At 49.2% G+C, this 22,383-nt stretch carries 23 protein-coding genes; 11 read left to right on the top strand and 12 right to left on the bottom strand.

The features are described 5' to 3' along the window. Nucleotides 1-6: 6 nt before the first annotated feature. The gene (gene menC / locus VHA_RS16555) at nt 7-987 is read left to right on the top strand and encodes an o-succinylbenzoate synthase (protein WP_005506410.1); all 981 of its coding nucleotides are present in this window, start codon (nt 7-9) and stop codon (nt 985-987) included. Beyond that, nucleotides 969-2,321 carry an o-succinylbenzoate--CoA ligase gene (menE, locus tag VHA_RS16550; RefSeq protein ID WP_005506409.1) on the top strand — a complete coding sequence of 451 codons (1,353 nt, stop codon included), beginning with the start codon at nt 969-971 and terminating at the stop codon, nt 2,319-2,321. Before menC ends, menE begins: the two co-directional genes overlap by 19 nt. A gap of 10 nt (nt 2,322-2,331) precedes the next feature. Here menE and VHA_RS16545 read toward each other — a convergent pair whose 3' ends face one another. From VHA_RS16545 to VHA_RS16535, 3 genes are all read right to left on the bottom strand, one after another. Beyond that, nucleotides 2,332-4,197: an MFS transporter gene (locus VHA_RS16545; RefSeq protein WP_005506407.1), complete on the bottom strand. Its 1,866-nt coding sequence runs from the start codon at nt 4,195-4,197 to the stop codon at nt 2,332-2,334. A 21-nt stretch (nt 4,198-4,218) separates the two neighbouring features. Further along, the gene (locus VHA_RS16540) at nt 4,219-4,818 is read right to left on the bottom strand and encodes a TetR/AcrR family transcriptional regulator (protein ID WP_005506405.1); all 600 of its coding nucleotides are present in this window, start codon (nt 4,816-4,818) and stop codon (nt 4,219-4,221) included. A gap of 121 nt (nt 4,819-4,939) precedes the next feature. Further along, nucleotides 4,940-5,335: an NINE protein gene (locus VHA_RS16535; protein ID WP_005506404.1), complete on the bottom strand. Its 396-nt coding sequence runs from the start codon at nt 5,333-5,335 to the stop codon at nt 4,940-4,942. Between the two features lie 269 nt (nt 5,336-5,604). Here VHA_RS16535 and VHA_RS16530 point away from each other — a divergent pair, with 269 nt between their 5' ends. Then, nucleotides 5,605-6,492 carry a Tim44 domain-containing protein gene (locus VHA_RS16530; RefSeq protein ID WP_005506403.1) on the top strand — a complete coding sequence of 296 codons (888 nt, stop codon included), beginning with the start codon at nt 5,605-5,607 and terminating at the stop codon, nt 6,490-6,492. Nucleotides 6,493-6,802: 310 nt separating this feature from the next. Further along, nucleotides 6,803-7,045, top strand: a complete 243-nt coding sequence (locus tag VHA_RS16525; RefSeq protein WP_005506402.1) for a TIGR02647 family protein — start codon at nt 6,803-6,805, stop codon at nt 7,043-7,045. Nucleotides 7,046-7,125: 80 nt separating this feature from the next. On the opposite strand, the gene VHA_RS16520 is transcribed toward VHA_RS16525, so the two are convergent. The 6 genes from VHA_RS16520 to dinG all read right to left on the bottom strand — a co-directional run bounded on the left by VHA_RS16520 (nt 7,126) and on the right by dinG (nt 13,530). Next, nucleotides 7,126-8,544, bottom strand: a complete 1,419-nt coding sequence (locus tag VHA_RS16520; RefSeq protein ID WP_005506401.1) for an alanine/glycine:cation symporter family protein — start codon at nt 8,542-8,544, stop codon at nt 7,126-7,128. Nucleotides 8,545-9,003: 459 nt separating this feature from the next. Further along, the gene (rsmS, locus tag VHA_RS16515) at nt 9,004-9,165 is read right to left on the bottom strand and encodes a pleiotropic regulatory protein RsmS (protein WP_005506400.1); all 162 of its coding nucleotides are present in this window, start codon (nt 9,163-9,165) and stop codon (nt 9,004-9,006) included. Nucleotides 9,166-9,167: 2 nt separating this feature from the next. After that, nucleotides 9,168-10,082: a histone deacetylase family protein gene (locus tag VHA_RS16510; protein WP_005506399.1), complete on the bottom strand. Its 915-nt coding sequence runs from the start codon at nt 10,080-10,082 to the stop codon at nt 9,168-9,170. 7 nt (nt 10,083-10,089) lie between these two features. Further along, nucleotides 10,090-10,638, bottom strand: coding sequence for a primosomal replication protein PriC (gene priC, locus VHA_RS16505; protein ID WP_005506397.1), 549 nt, complete (start codon nt 10,636-10,638; stop codon nt 10,090-10,092). Nucleotides 10,639-10,663: 25 nt separating this feature from the next. Next, nucleotides 10,664-11,437 (bottom strand): TSUP family transporter, encoded by a 774-nt coding sequence (locus VHA_RS16500; protein WP_005506395.1) that lies wholly within the window; start codon nt 11,435-11,437, stop codon nt 10,664-10,666. A 14-nt stretch (nt 11,438-11,451) separates the two neighbouring features. Beyond that, nucleotides 11,452-13,530: an ATP-dependent DNA helicase DinG gene (gene dinG, locus VHA_RS16495; protein ID WP_005506393.1), complete on the bottom strand. Its 2,079-nt coding sequence runs from the start codon at nt 13,528-13,530 to the stop codon at nt 11,452-11,454. 517 nt (nt 13,531-14,047) lie between these two features. On the opposite strand from dinG, the gene VHA_RS16490 reads away from it, so the two are divergent. Beyond that, entirely contained in the window at nt 14,048-15,052 is a 1,005-nt protein-coding gene (locus VHA_RS16490) for a porin (protein ID WP_040529142.1), read from the top strand. 65 nt (nt 15,053-15,117) lie between these two features. Continuing rightward, nucleotides 15,118-15,759 carry a YccT family protein gene (locus VHA_RS16485; RefSeq protein ID WP_040529141.1) on the top strand — a complete coding sequence of 214 codons (642 nt, stop codon included), beginning with the start codon at nt 15,118-15,120 and terminating at the stop codon, nt 15,757-15,759. Between the two features lie 59 nt (nt 15,760-15,818). On the opposite strand, the gene VHA_RS16480 is transcribed toward VHA_RS16485, so the two are convergent. After that, nucleotides 15,819-16,166, bottom strand: coding sequence for a TraR/DksA family transcriptional regulator (locus VHA_RS16480; RefSeq protein WP_005506386.1), 348 nt, complete (start codon nt 16,164-16,166; stop codon nt 15,819-15,821). 334 nt (nt 16,167-16,500) lie between these two features. On the opposite strand from VHA_RS16480, the gene VHA_RS16470 reads away from it, so the two are divergent. The 5 genes from VHA_RS16470 (at nt 16,501) to recR (ending at nt 20,775) form a co-directional block, all read left to right on the top strand. After that, nucleotides 16,501-16,899, top strand: coding sequence for a YbaN family protein (locus VHA_RS16470; protein ID WP_005506383.1), 399 nt, complete (start codon nt 16,501-16,503; stop codon nt 16,897-16,899). A gap of 103 nt (nt 16,900-17,002) precedes the next feature. After that, nucleotides 17,003-17,548, top strand: coding sequence for an adenine phosphoribosyltransferase (gene apt / locus VHA_RS16465; protein WP_005506381.1), 546 nt, complete (start codon nt 17,003-17,005; stop codon nt 17,546-17,548). Nucleotides 17,549-17,653: 105 nt separating this feature from the next. Continuing rightward, nucleotides 17,654-19,780, top strand: coding sequence for a DNA polymerase III subunit gamma/tau (dnaX, locus tag VHA_RS16460; protein WP_005506379.1), 2,127 nt, complete (start codon nt 17,654-17,656; stop codon nt 19,778-19,780). 57 nt (nt 19,781-19,837) lie between these two features. Further along, nucleotides 19,838-20,170, top strand: a complete 333-nt coding sequence (locus VHA_RS16455) for a YbaB/EbfC family nucleoid-associated protein (RefSeq protein ID WP_005506377.1) — start codon at nt 19,838-19,840, stop codon at nt 20,168-20,170. A gap of 2 nt (nt 20,171-20,172) precedes the next feature. Then, the gene (recR, locus tag VHA_RS16450) at nt 20,173-20,775 is read left to right on the top strand and encodes a recombination mediator RecR (protein WP_005506375.1); all 603 of its coding nucleotides are present in this window, start codon (nt 20,173-20,175) and stop codon (nt 20,773-20,775) included. A gap of 44 nt (nt 20,776-20,819) precedes the next feature. Here recR and VHA_RS16445 read toward each other — a convergent pair whose 3' ends face one another. Beyond that, nucleotides 20,820-21,356: a regulatory protein ToxS gene (locus tag VHA_RS16445; protein WP_226926531.1), complete on the bottom strand. Its 537-nt coding sequence runs from the start codon at nt 21,354-21,356 to the stop codon at nt 20,820-20,822. Between the two features lie 8 nt (nt 21,357-21,364). Then, nucleotides 21,365-22,243: a transcriptional regulator gene (locus tag VHA_RS16440; protein ID WP_005506370.1), complete on the bottom strand. Its 879-nt coding sequence runs from the start codon at nt 22,241-22,243 to the stop codon at nt 21,365-21,367. Nucleotides 22,244-22,383: the final 140 nt, after the last annotated feature.

Here is a 22,383-nt window from a genome sequence, read left to right as displayed (position 1 = left end):
GCCAGCATGAAACAAGCAACGCTTTACCGTTATGCGTTGCCGATGGACAGTGGTGTGATCTTGCGTCACACCCGTCTGGTGCAGCGGGACGGTTTTATTGTTGAGCTTCGGGTCGATGATCGTATCGGGCGTGGTGAAGTTGCTCCCTTGCCGGAGTTCAGTGTTGAATCTATTGAACAGGCCAGTAAAGAACTGGAGGTTTGCCTCGCTGACTGGCTCAACGATCGTGACATTGACTGGAATAATCTGTCGCCATCCGTGGCGTTTGGTCTTTCCGTCGCGATCGCTGAGCTGAACGGGGATATTCCCGGCGAAGGTAACTACCTGTCGGCCCCGCTGTGTAGCGGAGACCCCGATGAGCTGGTGGAAAAGCTGGCTGCGCTGCCCGGGGAAAAAGTGGCGAAAATCAAAGTGGGTTTATATGAACCTATCCGTGATGGCATGGTGGCGAATATGTTCCTGGAAGTGATCCCGGACTTACGTCTGCGCCTTGATGCCAACCGCCAGTGGACCCCAACCAAAGCGGCACAATTCGCCAAATACGTGAATCCGGCTTTCCGCACGCGGATTGCGTTTTTGGAAGAGCCTTGCCAGACACCAGAACAAAGCCTCGACTTTGCGGCAGAAACCGGCATTGCCATTGCCTGGGATGAAACCGTGCGTGAGGATGGCTTTGAGGTGAAAAAACAGCAAGGTGTCTCGGCGATTGTGATTAAACCTACCTTAGTTGGCTCACTGCAAACCGTGCGGAAGCTGGTCGATGAAGCAAAAGCGAAAGGGCTTGAGGTGGTGATAAGCTCAAGCATTGAATCCAGCTTTGGCCTCAATCAGCTCGCCCGTATCGCGAATTGGCTGACGCCGGATACCCTGCCGGGGCTGGATACGGTTTCCCTGTTCAAGACCCAACTGGAAACCGCGTGGCCGGGATGTGAACTGCCACTGACCACACTGAAAGCATGTGACGTGGTATGGCAGGCACAACGCTGACCTTTTCCGGTTGGCCCTGGCAGCACTGGTTGTCTTTAAAGCCACAGGCCACGGCTCTGTATCTTGGAAAAAAGGCGCTGACATGGCAGCGCCTGGATCAGGATATTGCGAAAGTTCCTCCGCTCCCGGCCAGTAAAGGGGATTATGTTGCCCTGATTGCACGCAATGACTACCAGACCTTGTTGGTGATGTTGTCTGCATGGCAGCAAGGTCTGCGCACGTTGCTGCTCAATCCTGCTTTTCCTGATGGTTTAACCCACCAAATTCTTGACCATGCCGGTATTCGGACTGTGATTGATCCGATGGCGGTCGCCCTTGGCGCATCACAAACTCCAAGCGGTATCTCTTTTGATGCCGACCGTCTCCTGACACTGGTTTTAACCTCCGGCTCTACCGGTACACCCAAAGCGGTCACACATACTGCGTCGAATCACTTGGCCAGTGCTGACGGCCTTTTTTCACTGATGCCGTTTGGCGACAAAGATTGCTGGTTACTTTCCCTGCCGCTGTTCCATGTTTCCGGGCTTGCCATTGTCTGGCGGTGGTTATGTAAAGGGGCCACCCTGAAAATTGCGGATACCAAAGGCGATGCCCTGATGATGGCCTTGGAGGGAGCAACGCATGCTTCCTTGGTACCAATCCAGTTGCAACGATTGCTAAGGGCGGAAAGACCACAGTCCTTGCATTCGGTGTTGCTGGGTGGAGCGGTGATCCCGCAACCGCTGGTAGATGATGCTGAGCAAAAGGGGATTCGCTGTTGGTGTGGCTATGGCATGACAGAAATGGCGTCTACCATCACCGCAAAACGGGCGGATGGACGTTTCTCTGTCGGTAAAACCTTGCCCAACCGTGAGCTCAGATTATCGGCTGATGGCGAAGTGTTGGTTGGCGGAAAGACACGGTCGCCAGGTTATTTTATCAAGGGGCAGCTTCATCCTCTCGCTGACCGCTGGTTTGCCACCAAAGACAGGGGCGAGTGGCGGGATGGCGAGCTGTGCATTCTGGGGCGGTTGGACAATATGTTTATTTGTGGCGGTGAGAATGTGCAGCCTGAATCGATTGAAAGGGCGTTGTCATCCTTTGAAGGGATCGAACAGGTTTTTATCCTGCCACAGGCCGATCCGAAATGGGGCAGTGTGCCAGTGGCAATTATTCAGGGCAAGGTGGATGAACAGGCGTTCTTGCAAAAAGCCAAAGCGATGTTTCCACCTCATCAAGTGCCAAGAAGCGTACTGACATTACCTACCAATTTCGGGGAAGGGGGCATAAAGCTGTCGCGAAAGGTATTGGCAGAATGGCTGTCAAATCAGTCGCCAAAGGTAAACAGACCCTAATGAGTGAACACTAACAAACATCACCGCGCAAGGTTTTCACGTCATTAAACAGCCGCTCGCAGCGCGCGTCTTCCGGGGCTACTGGTGTACCCGCAACCACTTCCACTTTTGACCAGAACCGGCGCGGAAACTTAAGCAGTGCCCGGCCACCTTCTCGGCTGAAGTAACTGCCCCACAGTCCCCGGAGCGCAAGCGGTATAACCGGCACCGGGGATTGTTTTAAAATGCAATCCACCCCGCGCTTAAAGGGCTGGATTTCACCGTCTGGGGTCAACTGGCCTTCAGGAAAAATGCAGACTACCTCGCCGTCATCCAGCTGCTTTTTCACTTCTTTCAGAGCGTTGCGGATAGAGGTGCTGGTCAGCTTAATGGGGATAACGCGGCTGGCCCGGAAAAAATAGTGCAATACAGGCAGGCGATAGTAGTCTTCGTCCATGACAAAGCGGATCGGGCGCCGACAGGCACCGGCCAATATCAGGGCATCGACATAGCTGACGTGGTTGCACACCAGCAGCGCTCCGCCTTTTTCAGGAATATGGTGCAGGTTTCGGTGGGTGACACGGTAAAAACTGTGGCTCAAAAACCAGATAACAAAGCGAAGCGCGAACAAGGGCACCTGTTTGCCGACATAGAAGGTGACCACGAGGTTGAGCAGTGCCAGTATCAGGAAAAACTGCGGAATAGAGAGTCCGGCAACCCCCAGTAACACCATGGCAAGGATGGCACTGGTCACCATAAAAAGGGCGTTGTAGATGTTATTGGCAGCAATGACTTGTGAGCGTTCACTCTCTTTCGCCCGTGTCTGCATCATGGCATAGAGGGGAACAATGAAGATACCCCCGAAAACACCAATCAACAGCAAATCGGCAAACACCCACCAGAGGGAGGGATCAGCGACAAAACCCAAAAAAGTCGTGGCGGTGGAGGGAGCCGGCGGTGTAGAAAACATCAGATGGGTACCGAAAAGAGTCAGGCCCAGCGTACCAATAGGCACAATACCGGGCTCAATACGGTGGCCGGACAGTTTGTCGCATAGCAGGGAACCTACCGCAATACCGACAGAAAACAGGGTCAGCAGGAAGGAGACGGTCGCTTCGCTGCCGCCAAGGAACAGCTTGGCGTAGTTGGGAAACTGTGTCAGGTAGCTTGCGCCCAAAAACCAGAACCAGCTTATCCCCAGAATAGACTGCAATACCACTTTATCCTTGTGAGCGATGCCAAGGGTGGTTTTCATTTGGCGAATCGGCGAAAAGCGGACTTTCAGAGACGGGTTGCCTGCTGCAACGTCGGGAATGCGCCGCGCACTGAGATAACCCAACACCGAAAATAGCACCACAGCGATGGCCGCAATATTCCTTGCGTCTTCCTGATGGGCAATCACCCCTGCAACGATAGTGCCGAGCAAAATAGCCAGAAAAGTACCGGTTTCGACCAGGGCATTCCCTGACACCAGCTCTTGTGGCTTCAGGGTCTGCGGTAGCAGGGCATATTTTACGGGCCCAAAGAATGCAGACTGGGTACCCATCAAAAACAATAAAACCAGTAAAGCCTGATAGCTTTCAACGATAAATGCGATGGCCGCTAGCCCCATGATGCCGACTTCCAGCAGTTTCACGCTGCGGATAAATCGGGATTTTTCAAACTTATCGGCGAGTTCACCGGCAAACGCGGAAAAAAGGAAAAAGGGAAGAATGAAAAGCCCTGCCGCCAGATTGATAAAGAGATCAGTACTGAACCCAATGACGCCAGGACCGGCAAAGGCGACCAGAATCAGCAGCACATTTTTATACACGTTGTCGTTGAATGCACCCAAGGCCTGGGTGATGAAGTAGGGCAAAAAACGCCGCTGTTTTAAAAGCCCGGTCTGGGTTGTCATCTTTTCCTTCCTGACGGTCGGTTAAGTATCTGTCCAGCTTCTGAGGTAGCCTGTCAGCAGGTTATCAATGAGCTCAGCACCATTGACCGGGACAGAAGTAAAAAACTTGTCGTCTACAGCTAGCAGGGTAATACCATGTACACCCGCCCACAGCACGCGGCTTGCCTCGACCACTTGCTCGTCGGTTTTCGAAGGGGACAGCTGTTTAAGCAAGCTTTCAAGTATTCCCGTCATGTTCTGGATACGGTTATTTTGCCAATCTGGCAGCTTGTCACCTTGCATACTGTGTTCAAAAACCAGTTGCCAGCGGTACGGGTTGTTTGATGCAAATTCCAGGTATAAATGGGCGAGGGTGAATAATGCCTGTTTGCTATTGGTCACTTCTGTCAGTTTCTGCGCAGCCTGCGAGCGAAGATCATCCAGTGTCCTTGCCACGACATGAAGCAATAAGATGTTGTAACTACCAAACACATTGACCAACGTGCTGGGCACATAACCAATCTGAGCGGCAATTTTTCGCAAACTCAGATTATGGTAGGGCTGGGTGTCTAAGTGCTCTTCAACACAACGAAGAGTCATTTCTACCAACTCTTCGCGACTGTGATCGTTCCTGCGGGCCATTACATCTTGCTGCAAATAGTGAACAATGTTCGATATTCTAGAAGTGGGGTCAGCAAAGGGCAAGTTACGCGCCTCTCAGTTTGACGAAAAGTCAATAACTGAGAGGCTGACAAGGAGCTGATTAGCTGAAGATTTCTGCATTTTTGACCGACACTTGATCGTTCAATGTCCAGAAATCATAAATAACACCGATCAGGAAAAAGCCGCCAGTACACAGATACAGAATACCGGTCAGCCATTTGCCCATGTACATCCTGTGAATACCGAATATGCCGAGAAACGTCAGCAAAATCCAGGCGACAGAAAAGTCGCATTGCCCACTGTGGAAGCGGAGATCGGCTTCACGATCCATGGATGGGATCAGGAACAGATCAATCAGCCAGCCAATGCCCAACAATCCCAGGGTAAAAAACCAGATAGTGCCAGTGACGGGCTTGCCGTAATAAAAACGGTGTGCACCAAGAAAGCCAAAAATCCACAAAATGTATCCAACGACTTTACTGTGTGTATCGTTCATAGCACTAACCTTCATTTTTTAGAGGATAAGAAATGGTAACGCAATGATTCATTGACGAACGCTATCTCCTTTAAGATTTGTTGTATTTTACGTGAAAAGTTGCCCAAAGGAGAAATACCGGTTGGGGATGCCTGTCAACCCATTAAAGGCATTTAAACGATTGGTAACATTTTTCATGTGCATCAAGGTTTGACTTTCGCTTCTACTGGCATAGCATGAGGATACGTTACGCTTGTTGCGTTCTCTAACATTGAAACAAAAGGTTTGCAATGAAACGCTTTTTTAGTCTGTTTGCGCTGATGTTTGTGATGGTGGTTTCGGCACCACATGCAGAAGCGAAGAAGTTTGGTGGTGGTAAGTCTTTTGGTAAGAGCTTTAAGACGGCACCTGCACCCAAATCCCAACCGACCAATACCAATTCGATCAATAAGCAAAGCGATCCTGCTTCAGCAGCAAAATCGTCATCGAAGAAAGGGTTAATGGGCGGTTTGCTCGGTGGCCTGCTGGCAGGTGGTTTGATTGCTGCGATGTTTGGCGGTGCATTTGAAGGCTTCCAGGTCATGGACTTTCTCATCATCGCGCTGATCGCTTTTGTGTTGTTTAAGATCTTCAAGAGCTTGATGGCGGCAAAGAATGGTTCGATTAACCGACCGCACCAGCAAGCTTATGCGGGTAACCCCTCCCCACAGAAGAAAGGTTATTATCATGAGCAACCACAATTCCGTGAGTCTGCTGCGACCTCTTCAACCGGTGGTTTTGGCGCGGTGAATAACGATGTACCGTTCAACTTCCCGCCAAATTTTGATATGTCGGCATTTGTTAATGGTGCGCGTGAGCATTACCGCACATTGCAAGGCGCATGGAACCACAATGAACTGGAAACCATTCAGGAATATGTGACGCCTGAGCTTTATAACGATCTGGCCGAAGAACGCCGCAAACTGGACGGTGAACAGCATACAGAAGTGATGTATGTGGATGCGGAAATTGTGCGTGCTGATTATGACGGTAAACGTGCACAATTGAGCCTTCAGTTCAGTGGCCGTTACTGTGATCGCCATGAAGGCATTGAAGAGGATATCACCGATATCTGGCACTTGGAGCGTGACATGACATTGCCAAACGCCCCTTGGTTGATTGTCGGTATCCAAGCCTAAACAGCGGCGTTGTCTCCCTTCTTCGAAAAGAGCAGTCTTGATGACTGCTCTTTTTTTCAGTAGTGGTGAGCCGTTGCAAGAAGGAGGACCATTCGCTTCTTTGGCAAATCACGGTTACGTTGTTGGCAACTATGTCAGGAACGCACTGGGGAAACAACAGTGTCCATGATGTGGCGTGATTCAAAGTTCTGTGCTTTATCATCCGCGTGGGGTGATCTTATCGGAGAGTTCTTGATCTCGGCACAATTTCTCTTTGTCACGACCAACTATATTCGGGGATAACGAAACACGGATAAATGTTGGAGGCGCTATGCCATTTACCTCTGAACTGGTTGACGAAATGAACGTCCTGGTGAAGTTTTCTCTCTCTTCCGATCTCATGGGCATCAAAGTTCACAGTGATGCAGATCCTGGCCTTGTAGCCGCCACAGAACGTCTTTATGAAAAAAAGCTGATCACAGCACAAGACGGTGGCTATTTAACATCAATTGGGCGCGATGCCGTTGAGCACGCGAAAGAAGCGTTGCGGATATTAAAGTCGATACCTGAATAAACCAAACGGAAGAAAAAGCAAGGGAGCCCAGTGGCTCCCTTTTGATAGGTTGTGTTTTATGTCGGCGATCACCGAAGGTATTACCAAACGTCTTTGTCGATTTGTTTGTCCAGTTTCGGGAACTTAGTGCGGTCAAACGTTGGTTTTTTCCCTGCTTTGCGTTGGGTCTCATAATCTTTCAACAGCGCAAATACGATACCAGACAGTGCCAGAATGGCCACCAGGTTGATGATTGCCATCATACCCATCGACAAATCAGCAAATGCCCACACAGTTGGCAGATCAACGACTGCACCAATGACAACCATCGCCAGCACTGCTATACGGTAGATATTGACAACAGATTTACTCTTGAAAATGTACTCGATGTTTGATTCACCGTAAGAGTAGTTTGCAATCAAAGATGTAAATGCAAACAGCAGGATAGCGATAGCAATAAAGCCAGCACCCCATGCGCCCACTTCTTCAACCAGCGCCGCCTGGGTCAGAGCAATGCCCGTTAGGTCACTATTGGTATCCAGCATACCGGACAGCAGGATGATAGAAGCGGTCGCAGTACAGATCACGATGGTATCAATGAATACGCCAAGCATCTGAACATAGCCTTGAGCCACTGGGTGGTTCGGGCGCGTTGTGGCAGTGGCCGCCGCGTTTGGTGCAGACCCCATACCAGCTTCGTTCGAAAATAACCCTCGTTTGATACCTTGCATCATCGCCGCACCTATGGCACCCCCTGCGGCTTGTTCGATCCCCAGAGCGCTGGTGATGATTGCATGGAAGACATCTGGAAGAAGAGTCATGTTCATGAAGATCACGTAAAGGGCGACAAGCAGGTAACCGATTGCCATAAAGGGAACGATAAGTTCTGCGACGCGGGCAACAGAACGCATACCACCAAAGATGATGGGAGCGGTTGCCAGCGCGAGGATAATACCCACCCAGGTATGATCGGCGCCAAACGCTGTGTTCATAGCGGCAGCAATGGAGTTCGACTGAACACCGTTAAAAGCCAGGCCAAAGGCAATGATTAAGCAGATAGCAAACGTGATACCCAGCCAGCGTTGGCCCAGGCCTTTTTCAATGTAATACGCTGGACCACCGCGGAAGGTGTTATCTTTGTGGTTGACTTTGTACGCTTGAGCAAGGGTAGATTCGACAAAGCTGGTGGACATACCGACCAGTGCGGTTACCCACATCCAGAACACTGCGCCTGGTCCGCCCAGGTAGATAGCAACAGCTACCCCTGCCATGTTTCCCGTTCCGACGCGGGCGGCGAGGCTGGTGCTGAATGCCTGAAAGGAAGAGATCCCGCCATCAGCGCCTTCACGGCTGCCTTTGATAAGCTCAAACATGTGGCCAAATGCGCGGAATTGGAGAAAACCGGTGCGGAAAGTGAAATAAAGCCCTGCGCCGATCAAAAGGTAAATGAGCACGCTTCCCCACAGCAAGCCATTCCCGGCATCAATAAAGGAAACGAATAGTTCTTTTAGTTCCGTCATATACAAACTCTAATGTCGTCAAATGTATACCCAAATAACCTGAATTCGAGCATCTTCAAGTTGCTTGGGTATAAAGTGGCAGTCGAGTGACAAGGAGGAGACAGAGGATCTGAAACCACCTTTCTGCTCTCTGCCCTGGGCAAACAGCTTGCCCTGGCGACGTCTCCATGCAGAGATCTTCGGTCAGTGGATTTGTACTTCTGTTACGAAAACTACAAATTCATTTGAGTAAGATCTGACCGCTTTTGTCTTTCTTTCTACGAAAAAGACAAATTAAAACGGCGGGATAATACTCTAATTTTGGTCGTGAGGCATCTGTAAATTTCAATAAAAGATTAAAATTTAGGCGTTTAGTTTAATAAAAGGCTTCTTTTTTAACACAAATAGCTATGGTAATTAACAATTGTTGTCGGAGTTGGATACCGGGTGCCTTGGGTAAATATTCAATTATTCAAAGCGTTAATCATTTATTTGTTCAAGCTTTCGCTCTAAATCGGATTTGACAATATCTATCGCTTTAAGTGCTGTTTTCGGATCAATCCCGTTACTTTCCAGTAAATAAATCAAATCAACGGCTAATTTGATGTCATCCGGGGCATTTTCTAAGCCAGTGTTGCTCATTTTTATGGGCTCCTTGTTGGGAAATAACTATTCAGTGCAGCGCGTATAAGCTCAGCGTGAAGGGGCACCAGTGTCTCTTGTTCTGTGCGATACCCACCACCGATGACGGCCGCAACGGGGATATTATGCTTTTGACATGCCTTCAGCACAGCTGCATCCCTTTCCGCGATTCCTTGTTGGCAAACGTTTAGGTAGCCTAGCTCATCGTCTTGGTGAATATCGACACCGGCATCATAGATCACCAGATCGGGCTGATATTGTGCCAGGGCAAGGGTAAGACAGGGGATAAACGCCGATAAATAGGCGTCTGATGTTGTTCCCATGGGTAATGGCAAATCAATGTCAGATGCCGGCTTTCGTGATGGGAAGTTTTTCTCGCAGTGAACAGAGAACGTCACGATATCACTGCGCCCAGCAGCTAGGGTTGCGGTGCCATCGCCGTGGTGCACATCACAATCGACAATCAGTACTTTGTCGATACCTTCATGGGTCAGCGCGTGGCTCGCGGCGAGAACAAGATCGTTAAAGAGACAAAACCCACTGCCAAAATCATAATGGGCGTGGTGGTAACCGCCGGTTAAATGAATCGCAACGCCATGTTTAATGGCTTTGTCCACCACCAGTGTTGTGCCACCGAGAGATGTCAGGCTGCGCTGGATAAGTGCTTCGCTCCAGGGAAAGCCAATCCGACGCATTTTGACTAACGGTAATGTGCCTTTGACCAAGGCCTCGACGTATCCGGCATCATGGATTTGTTTGAGCACCTCGCTGTTGATTGGGCGAGGGCGGTATTCGGTCACAGGGAAGGCATGGGTATCAAGATAGTCACGCAGCAATCGGTACTTTTGAAGCGGATAGCGGTGGCCTTCCGGCAAGGGGAAGTCGGAGTAAATCGGGTGGTAGATCACAGGTAACATGGTGCATTCAGCCCTTGCGTTCTCGGAAGGATATACGTTTTTCAATTTTCTGCCGAGCCTCCTTGCAACGGGCAAGACGCTTTTCCAGAACAAGCAGTTGTTTTTGAGCCTGCTGCTGCTCGATAAACGATGAGCAGGTGTCGAGCCTGGCCTCTGCGTCCCTGATCATATCGCTTAAACGGCGTTCCCAGCCTTGGTGTTGAGCGAGATCCTGATAAAGTTGACTGATGGACGCACCGTACTTGGGGGCCATGGCTTTTTCTTGCTGGCGGAGAGACTGGGTGGCTATTTCCCGCTGCAAGGCACCTAGCTGGTTCAGCAGCTTTTCACAAAGATACTCAGCCCGCATTGCGGTGAGTCGTCCGTTGGCTTGCTCGCGTTCAATTGTGTCCACGACACTTTTTGCCTCAATCACGCACGGCGTCAGCAAACGCGCCAGACAGGAAAACAGGCGCTCATCAAACAGGGGGTTGGCACTTTCACCACGTTTCCGGTCGATGTCTGCGGCACTGTTGGCCAGTGCTTGCAGTTGCACTTTCAGGGAAGTTAAATCCATAGGTTACTCTGTGTTTTGCTTAGGCTTAAAACCAGGCGTCAACGGCCAGTTTAACCGAAAGTACCATTACCACGGAGACAAACACTGGGCGAATAAATTTGGCTCCGAACCGGATAGCAGAATGGGCACCAATATAAGCCCCCACCATCAGGCAAGCCCCCATAGTAAGACCGATAGACCAGTTAACATGCCCCAATATAATAAATGTTACCAGGGAGGTGAAATTGCTGGTGAAATTCATCGCTTTGGCAAGACCAGATGACAGCAAAATGTTCATCTTGTACATCGACATGGATGACACGGTCCAGAATGCACCAGTGCCTGGCCCTGCTACGCCATCATAGAACCCCAGGGTAAAGCCCTGCCCCCATTGTTTCTTCTTGAGATTGGGAACGTCATTGGGGAGTGAATGACTCTCTGCTTTCGGCTGTGGATGCCAAAGGGTATACACTGCGGTGGCAAGCACGACGAGAGGCAGTGCTTTTTCCAGCCAATCGGTGGAAATGTAATCAACCACCAGTGTGCCGAATACCGCCCCTATCAAGGTGGCGAGAAAAGCGTGAGACCAGAAACGGGGAGAGAAGAGCTTTTTCCGGTAATAGGTCAATGCCGCTGTCGATGAGGCAAAGGTGGCCGAGAGTTTGTTTGTTCCGAGGGCAATGTGGGGCGGCAGCCCGATAGACAACAGGGCAGGCACGGTCAACATACCGCCTCCGCCGGCTACTGCGTCAATAAAGCCGGCAGCAAAAGCCACCAACCCGAGGATGATGATGGTGTTTGGATCCAGAAGTTCGAGCATTTTTCTTATTCTTTTTAGGTGTGTTCGATCACACGTTTAAAGGGAGGTAACGCGTCAAGAAGGGCTTTTCCGTACCGTCTGGTCACAACCCGTCTGTCAAGCAGCACAACTCTACCAGAGTCGTGCTCTTTACGCAGTAGCCTACCCGCTGATTGTACGAGCTTTTTACTGGCTTCTGGCACTGAAATCTGTAGAAAGGCATTGCCGCCTTTTCGCTCCAGATATTCAGCATGGGCTTCTTCTACCGGTGAGGTGGGGACGGCAAACGGAATTTTAGTAATAATAAGGTTGGTCAGCAGCTCTCCCGGTAAATCTAATCCTTCTGAAAAACTGCCGGTGCCGAACAACACACTGATTTGTCTGTTTTGGCAACACTTCCGGTGTGCCTCAAGGATTGAGGTCCGCGAAGCCTCTCCCTGAACATGCAGGGACCAGCCCCGTATCTTCATTTCTGCCTGCATCTTCTCTGCCACCTGGTTCATTTGCCAGTATGACGAAAACAGTACAAGACTTGCTGTTTCCCCTTCCAGGTATTTCATAAGTACACCGGGTAGCACCTCGGTAAACCTGTCATCCTGCGGCTCACAGGGCATGGAAGGTACTACCAGACGGGCATTTTCCGGGTAATTAAATGGGGAGGGCAGTGCCAGAAAACGGGTGCCATCATGTTCATCCAGCCCTATCTGGCGGCAGAAATAAGAGAATGAGTTAAGCGCGCGAAGCGTCGCGGACAGCAAGCAGACGCCTGCCGCCCGTGACCACAGCAACTGATCCAGTCGCCAACCGATTTCAAGCGGAGACACATGAACAATCAAGTCAGTTTCCCGCTCTGGGCAGCGCTGGATCCAACGGGCCAAGGGAGCACCTTTTTCTGAATTGGGTTGTGCCATCAATGTCCAGACTTTTTCAAGGTTTTCGAGGCGCTGTAAGAAAAATGCAGACTCGGCTAAAAGCGGATCGGCAAGACGGGACGCTATGTCGCCCTCTTTAACCCGTTCAGAGATAAGCTCGTGAAGCTTTGCGAGGGACTGATTGGCCTTTTTAGCCGCTTTTTGTATTTCTTTCGCTTCCTGTTGGAGTGCTTCCGGCAGTTCACCGTCAGTAAATCGATAGATCCCGTCTTTATTCAGTGAGCACTCACCCAGCATATCGCGCACGCCGCGCAAAGACGGGACCAATACTTGAATACCTGACTGGAGGGCATCCAGAAAGCGCCCGCTTCGTTTGATGTCGCCCCCATTGGCAATCTTTGATGCACTCTGGTTAAGCTTTTCCAGCCATGAAGCCGCCCCCATTAAACTGGCTGAGGCTGCAGAGAAGTCCCGGGCGATAGTGGGCAGGTGATGGGCTTCGTCAATCATATACAGTGCGTGCTCTGGCTCAGGGAGGATGACGCCGCCACCCAGTTCGAGATCGGCCATTAACAGGCTGTGGTTCGCTACGATAACGTCAGCTTTGTCCAGATGTTCCCTCGCTTTGGCAAACGGGCAGCTGCGATGAGCAGACAGCCCGGAGTGACAGGTGTGCTTGTCTGAAACAATGGTTTGCCAAAGATAGTCAGGAATGGTTATTGGCCATGCATCCCGGTCGCCATCCCATTTTCCCCGCGAGTAAGCGTCATACAGGGTGTTGAGCAAGTTGATATCACCGCGTTTCGGTTTTTCGGTAAACAGCGTTTGCTGCCCATGTGCTTCAGGGGTTGCGACGGTAGCCAGTTTTTGACCGCAACAATAACGTTGACGCCCTTTAGCTAAAACAAAACTAAATTCCCGTGGCACTACACGGCGGAAAAGAGGCAAATCTTTCCCGATCAGTTGTTCTTGAAGGGCCACGGTAGCCGTGGAAACAACCACTTTTTTGTTGTTATTGAGTGCAAAGCAAATGGAGCCCATCAGGTACGCCATGGATTTTCCGATGCCTGTTCCCGCTTCTGCAACCAAAATCCGGCGCTTAGGGTGGTATTCACCGGCCAAGGTTTTCGCGATTTCGGCCACCAAATAGTTTTGTGCCTTCCTCGGAATAAAATTCTGCAATTGTGCTTTCAGGTTTTCGTAGCTGGATCGGATGTCTTTTTTGGTGGATGGGCTAAGCATGGCTGTCACAATAACGGTGATGGAGGCGCAGTATAACACGGATGGATAATGTGAAAGAGTTCAAGTATTCGATTATTCATTTCAATTTATGCGATGTATATCACGAATATCAATTGAACTAATATTAGCTATCACTATGAAATCCAAAGGGAATGCCATTCACTGTATAAATCACCTAATGACAAAATATAACTCCAAATACCCATCAAAAATTGTTAATTTACAGAATTTTAACCTGTTGTGGTGGTATGACTAATTTTAAAGATTTTTGATGGTATCGCTTCAATTTCGTGAACCTTCTCGATGTTTGCTTTGTAACTGTTTGTTGTTAATCGTGTTTTTTATTTTTTGATGTTGTTTTTATGTAATTTGACAGATTTTAGATTTCTCTGCACTCTAAGTTTCGACGTTTAAGCGTACTTGTTTCCGTGTTTTCGTGACGCTGTGACAAGTACAAACATAAAAGGAATTCCGACACAGGAATTCCAAACTAATAAAGAAAAGGCAGTGGATTAACATGAAAAAGACTATCCTAGCGATGGCAGTTCCAGCTCTGCTGGCTGCTGGTGCGGCACAAGCAAGCGTTAACCTTTACGATGCAGACGGTGTCACAGTTGACCTAAGCGGTGCAGCAGAAATTCAGTATTTCAAAGATTACAGCACAACCGAAGATGCTTACTTGCGCATTGATGATGCAGACCTTCTTCTTACCACATCTATTGAAGTGGCCGACGGTCTAAATGCAGTGGCGGGTATGGGCTTCAAATACGAAGATCAGTTTGCTACTGGTGTTACTGTTTCTAACGATAACGGCACAGTGAAAAACGACGAACTTTATGTCGGTTTGGGTGGTAATTTTGGTACGGTTACGTTTGGTCGCCAACTGCTTCTTTCTGATGATGCAGGCAACCAAAAAGACTACGAATTAGGTTATGAGCAAATTGATTTTGTTCAGACTGAAGGTGGTCAAGTTATCAAGTGGGTTTACGACAACGGCACTTTCTATGCAGGTGCAAACGTAGATTTGGATACTAACAAGTCGGACGTAACAGATGGTCGCCAGATCATCGGTGGCCGTATTGGTGCGCGTTATGAAGGTCTTGACGGTCGCATCTACTTCTATGATGGTGAAGACGTAGATGGCGAAGATATTAAAGGCTTTAACGCTGAGTTGGATTGGACGATTAACGACCAGTTTGATCTGGCACTCAGCTACGGCCAATTAGACTACGAACTACACACTAACAATGCTGTTGGTGATGAAGTTGATGTATTTGGTATCTCAGCTGGTTACCAAGCCAGTGAGAAGCTTGTTTTTGCCATTGGCTATGACTACCTTGACAGCAAAGGTAAAGGTGGAAATCTCGATGGGGATGCAGACAGCATTTACGCGAATGCCACCTATAAGCTGCACAGCAATGCAATGGTGTATGCAGAAGTTGGTGTCGCAGATGGTAAAGTAGGCAATGTTGATATAGACACTGACACAGGTTATGTGCTGGGTATGGAAGTAAAATTCTAAGCCAAGTTTAATCGCGTCATTATTAAAGCCGCCTGTAGGGCGGTTTTTTTGTATAAGGTAAAGAAATGCTAAAAGGTCTGGTTTTCGCGTTGTTATGTTTGTTCTCAGGGGGGGCGCTTGCTGGGACGTTAAGTGCTGAGAATGGGTTGGAATTACTGTTAATAAATGGAAAAGATGCTAAACGTTATGGTGATCACGCAGATAAGGTTGTAGTGCTTTCTCCTGGTACTTACCAAATCGTTGCAAGGTATGATGATGAAGTGAAACGCGGTTCGCGCTCAACGATTTTTACATCAAAACCCTATGTGATGGAATTTGAAATGGGGAAAGAGGATGTCGTTTTAAGCATTCCCAAACTTAAATTTGAAAGCCAGGCAACGGCATTCTTTAGAGAGCCTATTTGGGAATTGAGAAACCCAACGGCAGGATCTGTGACTGTGCTAGCCTCTGAGAAACTCACTGGAAGTGGTTTTGGGTCTTTTGGCAACATGGAAAAGGTGATTGCTGAATATAATCGAGAAAATGGCATTGTATTTGATGGTGGTAAACCTCAAGATCTTGAAGACGTGCTTGTTTCGTTCGAAGATGATGGTCGTGTCAGTATAAAGGGTGACGTGCTTTCTCAGTTGAAACTTTGGTACACGAAAGCAACTAATGAAGAAAAAAAATCATTCAAAAGATGGATGGTTGAGCAAGATTTTCAATAGCGTTTTTGTGATTGATTTTACGCAGTCTTATAAGAACCATGGCCTCAAGAGAGGCCACATTAAGCGTGGTGATAACGGCTGTGAGTGCGGCAGGATCGGCATCGCGATTCGGTAGGGTCGAAAAGAATATCATCCAGTTCTATCTCCTCTTCACAGTCTGCACACAGACCAAATAACCCGGTGTGAATTGCACACAATGCAGCATCAATTTTCTCTAAACGAACGCCGTCGGCATGAATGGATGGGGCTGTTTCGTGTCGACACAGCTTGATGAGATAGGCAGTCGGTACGTTTGTGACATCTTGTCCTGTCAGGCTCATCAGCGTTTCTTCCAACCTGCTGCGTACCGTTTCTTTCTCAATTGCTAGCTTTTGTTGTAGTTGTGCTACAGTTTTTTTATTAATCATTGTTGTTATGTCTCGGTGCGCATTATAACCGAACAGTCTAGTGAAATAGCCTGTCTTTGTTCTGATATATATCAAGACAAAATGAGATAATCCCAAAGGTCAATAGACCTTACGGTTTGTCGGTATTTAGTGGCCGTCGAAACAGGTATATTGCGGTTCATTTCTAATGATAGTCAGAACAAGAAGGATATATAAAGATGGACGCTAACTTTAAAGACCCGTTTAATTTTGCGTATTTTCTGGGCATGATCGCGGTATTACTGCTCCCAACACTGCCCGCTACGCTGACGTGGATTGGTATGTTTAGCCGGTAAAACAATACCCGGGAGGAAGCGTGAAATTATCGTTTAAACGACTGCTTTTGCTGGCGATGGGTTGGCTAAGTGTCTTCCTTGGTGTCATTGGTATCTTTCTCCCGCTATTACCCACCACCCCGTTTCTTTTGCTGGCCAGTGCCTGTTTTATGCGGGGCTCACCGCGTATTGCGAAATGGCTGCATGGTCATCCTACATTCGGGCCGGTAATTAACAACTGGCAACAGCACCGGGCGATAGACAAAAAGGTTAAGCGACGTGCGAGTGTGTTTATTGTGCTGAGCTTTTCATTTTCTATCGTCATTGTTCCTGAACTTTGGCACAAAGCCATGTTGGTAGTGATGGCAGCTGTACTTTTAATATGGATTAACCGTTTACGTGAAATCGAACCGGTTGCCCGCGTCCCTGAAAATACATAACATGGCGGTTTCGCATCCCCTGCTACGGTTCGGTGACGAGCACGAAAATGGGGCCAGTAACGTCCAGAGTATTATCAGAAGCCACGCTGTGTAGTGAATCAATATGAGCCAAGACAAAATCGCATTTATCAAAAACAGTATCAAAACCATCCCTGATTACCCGAAGCCAGGCATCATGTTTCGTGATATCACCAGCTTGATGGAAAACGCAGAGGCGTATAAAGCGACAATCGAGTTACTGGTCAACAAATATAAAGACCGGGGGTTCACCAAAATTGTTGGCACTGAGTCCCGGGGCTTTCTGTTTGGCGCACCACTGGCTTTAGAACTGGGCATTGGTTTTATTCCTGTGCGCAAACCAGGGAAGCTGCCACGTGAGGTGATCAGTGAAAGTTATGAACTGGAATACGGCACCGATACACTGGAAATTCACACCGACGCGATTGTGGAAGGTGATAAAGTATTGATGGTCGATGACTTGTTGGCGACGGGGGGAACCATTGAAGCCACGACAAAGTTGATCCGCCGTCTGGGTGGTGATGTAACACATGCCGCATTTATTATTAATCTGCCAGACATCGGTGGAGAGCAGCGCCTTCACGCGATGGGCATTGATGTATACAGCATTTGCCAGTTTGACGGTCATTAATTCACCGTTTGAACCAAACAGCCTTGTAGAGCGTGATCGGCAGGATCGCGCTCTTTTTGTGTCTGTGCTAGCATGGCGGAAGACTACAGACAGAATTTATCACGCATGAGTTATCAGGTACTAGCCAGAAAATGGCGACCACACCAGTTTCGCGATGTGGTTGGCCAGTCCCATGTTTTGACTGCATTGGCCAATGCACTCGATCATAATCGATTGCACCACGCCTACCTTTTCAGCGGTACCCGGGGCGTAGGGAAAACAACCATCGCCCGGATTTTTGCCAAAGGTTTGAACTGCGAGCAGGGGATTACCTCTACGCCTTGTGGTGTGTGTGCGACCTGCCAGGAAATTGAACAGGGGCGGTTTGTTGATCTGCTCGAGATTGATGCGGCATCGCGTACCAAGGTCGAAGATACCCGTGACTTGCTGGATAACGTCCAGTACAAACCTGCCCGTGGCCGCTATAAAGTCTATCTGATAGATGAAGTCCACATGCTTTCCCGTCACAGCTTCAATGCGCTGCTAAAGACGCTGGAAGAACCGCCTGAGTATGTGAAATTCTTGCTGGCAACGACAGATCCGCAGAAACTGCCTGTCACCATTTTATCCCGTTGTCTTCAGTTTCATCTGAAACACCTGGATGTCACCCAGATTAAAGATCAGCTCAGCCATGTGCTGGAACAAGAATCTGTACCCGCTGAAACACGGGCATTGTCGATGATAGCCCGGGCGGCCGAAGGCAGTATGCGTGATGCTTTATCATTGACCGATCAGGCAATTGCATTGGGCAATGGCGTGGTGCAGGAAAGGCAGGTGACAGAAATGCTGGGTACCCTCAGCACCGATCAGGCTATCTTGCTGCTTGAAGCGCTTGCGGAAGGGCACGCAAACCATGTATTGGCATGTCTGACTCACCTCGCAGAGGTCGGAGTAGAATGGGACGGTCTGCTTAAAGAGATTGCCAGCCAATTGCATCGTGTAGCAATGGCGCAGGCGTTACCGGAATCTGTCGATGGCTCATCACCAGATGCAGAGCGTATTCTTGCTCTGGGTAAGTTGGTGTCACCACAGGATGTCCAGCTGTTTTACCAAATTGCACTGCAAGGACGGCAGGACTTACCTTACGCGCCGGATGGGCGTGCAGGGTTGGAAATGGTGTTGCTGCGTATGCTGGCTTTCCGTCCGGTAACGTCACAGCAGTTTGAACCAAGTGCTGTATCAGTACCTACAACTCAGCCTGTACCTGTTACGGCATCCCCCCAGGCAAATGATCGGTTGGCAATGCTGAAAGCACAGGTCGAGGCAAGCCGTACAGTTCAGCAACCACCAACCCAGCCAACACCGGACGTTGCGTCTACGCCACCACAGGAAGATCCTCAGTTGTCTTCCCATATGGCAGCCATGGAAATGGAAGCACAGCGGGAGGTTGAGACTGGCTATGACAGTTTTCCGCAACAGACACCGTCTGGACAGGCCCATCCCACCCAAGTAACAGGAAGCCAGGGGACGATATCTTCTGCCAATAGTCTGTTGGCTGCCCGCAATATGCTAAGAAGCCGTCTTCGACAGCAAGAGGGCCAGTCGCCAAAAAAGAGTAGTGCGGTATCTGCCGGCAGTGATGCACTGTCGGTCATTGACCGCATTACGGCGAAACATAAGCCAGCTGAGCGCGCCAGTTTTCAGGCAGAGGCGAAGCCACAGGTTGATGCTGGCCCAAAAGATGAGGCATACCGCTGGACACCTTCCTTGACAAAGGCTCAGGCCGATAGGCCTGCTACGGTAACGCCGGATAACATCAAAAAAGCGTTGCAACATGAGCGCACACCGGAAATGCGCGATAAACTCGAAAAAGAGTCTGTCGAACTGGATGAATGGTGTCGCATTGCAACCGCGCTCGACGCACCGAGGCTGGTGAAGCAGATGGCGTTGAACGCATCGATGGAGCGCAATGGCGATCACATTCATCTTTGTCTTCGAGAAGAGCAGGCTCACCTCAATACGGAGCGGGCTCAGACAGCACTGGTTCAGGCATTAAGCCAGCAACTCGGGGGTGGTGTCACCTTGTCTGTTACGCTGGGGCAGGCAGGTACCACGCCACTGGAGTGGCGGGACAAGTTGTACACGGAAAAACTCGCTCAAGCATCACAGAGCTTGAAAACAGATCCCAACGTTCGCTTCATCTTGCAGCGCTTCTCCGCGCAGCTTGATGAAGAGAGCATTAGACCTATATAAACCTAATGAGCTGTCGATGACCACATCGGCACCTCCAAGCAAAATAGAGAGAGAGATATGTTTGGTAAAGGCGGAATGGGCAACCTGATGAAGCAGGCGCAGCTGATGCAAGAGCGCATGCAGAAAATGCAGGAAGAGATTGCAAACATGGAAGTGACCGGCGAAGCGGGCGCAGGTCTGGTGAAAGTCACCATTACCGGCAGCCACAGTGTTCGTCGCGTAGAGCTGGATGACAGCCTGATGGAAGAAGATGAAAAAGAGATGCTGGAAGATCTGATTGCTGCAGCGTTCAATGATGCAGCGCGCCGTATTGAAGAAGCGCAAAAAGAGAAAATGGCATCTGTGACTGGCGGTATGCAGATGCCACCAGGCTTTAAAATGCCGTTCTAAGAATGCGTACAAGCCATTTGCTTGAACAATTGATGGAAGCCTTGCGTTGCTTGCCGGGGGTTGGCCCCAAATCGGCACAACGCATGGCGTTTCATTTGTTGCAACGCAACCGACAAGGCGGCGTGAAGCTGTCAGAAGCGTTACTGTCAGCGATGACAGACATTGGCCACTGCGAGAAATGCCGTACTTTCACGGAAGAAGAGGAGTGCGCTATCTGTGCCAATCCCCGCCGTCAGGAAAACGGACAAATCTGTGTGGTAGAAAGTCCGGCAGACATTGCGGCAATTGAGGCAACAGGACAGTACTCTGGTCGTTACTTTGTGTTGATGGGGCACCTTTCACCGCTGGACGGTATCGGTCCTTCTGACATTGGTCTGGATTTGCTGGAAAAGCGTCTTTCATCAGAATCAATTTCGGAGCTTATCCTGGCTACCAACCCAACGGTTGAAGGTGAGGCGACTGCACATTACATCAGTGAACTGTGTAGTGAGCATGGTGTTATTGCCAGCCGTATTGCACACGGCGTGCCGATGGGAGGGGAGCTGGAGCTGGTGGATGGCACCACGCTTTCCCATTCCATTATTGGGCGACACCGCTTAGGATAAGTAGAAAAGGCCGCTCAGCGGCCTTTTCTATATTTTACATAGTGTTACGATTTGCTGTATAGCACCAGTGAGCCGTGATTCAGGCTGGTCAGCAACAGTGAACCGTCATTCAAGACGTCTATACGGCGCACTTTTTCCGCACCCAAACGGTAGAAAGTACGGACCAATGTCAGATCTTCTTCTGAAAAATCTTCCGTGTCTCCGGTGGTCACATCCTTGATGCTGCCCAGTTTGAGTTTGAGATACCCGCCACTGACCTCCCATTCACCGGATTCGGAAATGGACATGACAACCTGCGTATTTTCCTCTTCGTTTTTCAGGACGATCTGCGTATCACGCGAATAAGTATTGTCCGGCAAAAACACCATGTTGCTTTGTTGCTCGCTCTCTGTAAGCCCGGCGACATCACGGTAGTGTGCCTCTTCAATGTGGTTAATCATGCGTGACTTCCATTCTTTCGACAGCAACAGGTTTGCAGTTCGTATATCCTCCCCAAGGAATACCCAGGCGCTGGCGATAATGGAGATCAGCAGTAAGGCAAAAGGCCCATATCGCTTTAGTTGATCGCGACGTCTTGGCATATTGTGGCTCATCGGCATATTGCGTCGCTCCCTTGTTGGCTGGTTAGAAGTACATAGGTAATGTTGTCGTCCGCATCTTTGGCGCTGTGGATATAGTTCAGGGAAATGTGGTTATCCTGACCACCCGTCACAATGACTTCTTCTAACTCTCTTTCCTTACCATAGAAACCGATATATTTTTCCACACAACGTTGAACCATCGGCTGCCATTGAGAAATGCGTGCGTTCGTCACAGGGATATAAACGGGTACGTTCTCGATGGTCAGGATCTCGCGAAACGCTTCTGATTTTGGATTTGGATTAGATGCGATCTGAAAAGCCAGTGGCACGAGCAGTGTTAAAACAAGCGCCACCCATGAGCCCAATGGCATTTTCGCAGGGGCAGTGGCGTTGGTGGAGACTTTGGGCTCAGTTTGCTCTGCAACAGCGTCAGGAAGAGGGAGTGTCTGGGCAGTATTGTCGGAAAGAAGCTCAGGCTCCTTTTTCGCTGCGGTCTCATCAATGACAGATGCAGCTGGTTCGGGCAGTTCGACTTCCTGCTCGTTATACACTTCAACAGAGCAAACAACCTGATATCCACGTTTGGGCACGGTTTTTACAAACATCGGGCTTTTTGTTGAATCTTTCAGGCTCTTGCGAAGGGTGGAAATGGATTGGGTTAAACTGGAATCATCCACTTCGAAACCCTGCTTTCTCCATACAAAATCATGTATACGGTTTCGGGTAACAATGGCGTGTGGCTCTTCGATCAGAACCATCAGAACTCGGCACTCGTTACTGCCCAGACGAATCAAATCATCATTTTCATAAAGATCGATCAAAGAGCTGTCACTGGGAGAGAAAACAAAACGCTCACCCAGAAGGTAACGGTTCGATTTATTTAACATTCGATTTTTTACCTGCGCGAATCTTGAGCGGTTTAGCGGGTCAACCTCAGGCTTGAGGTAAATAGCGCCTGAAATGGCTAAAAACTATGACGATTATACCTTAAGTAAGAAAATCAGCTCAAGAAATCAAAAAATATATA

It is taken from the genome of Grimontia hollisae CIP 101886 (assembly GCF_000176515.1).
In the GTDB taxonomy this organism is placed as follows: domain Bacteria; phylum Pseudomonadota; class Gammaproteobacteria; order Enterobacterales; family Vibrionaceae; genus Enterovibrio; species Enterovibrio hollisae.
Note: the sequence above shows the minus strand (reverse complement) of the source record. Positions and strands in the feature narration are given on the sequence as shown.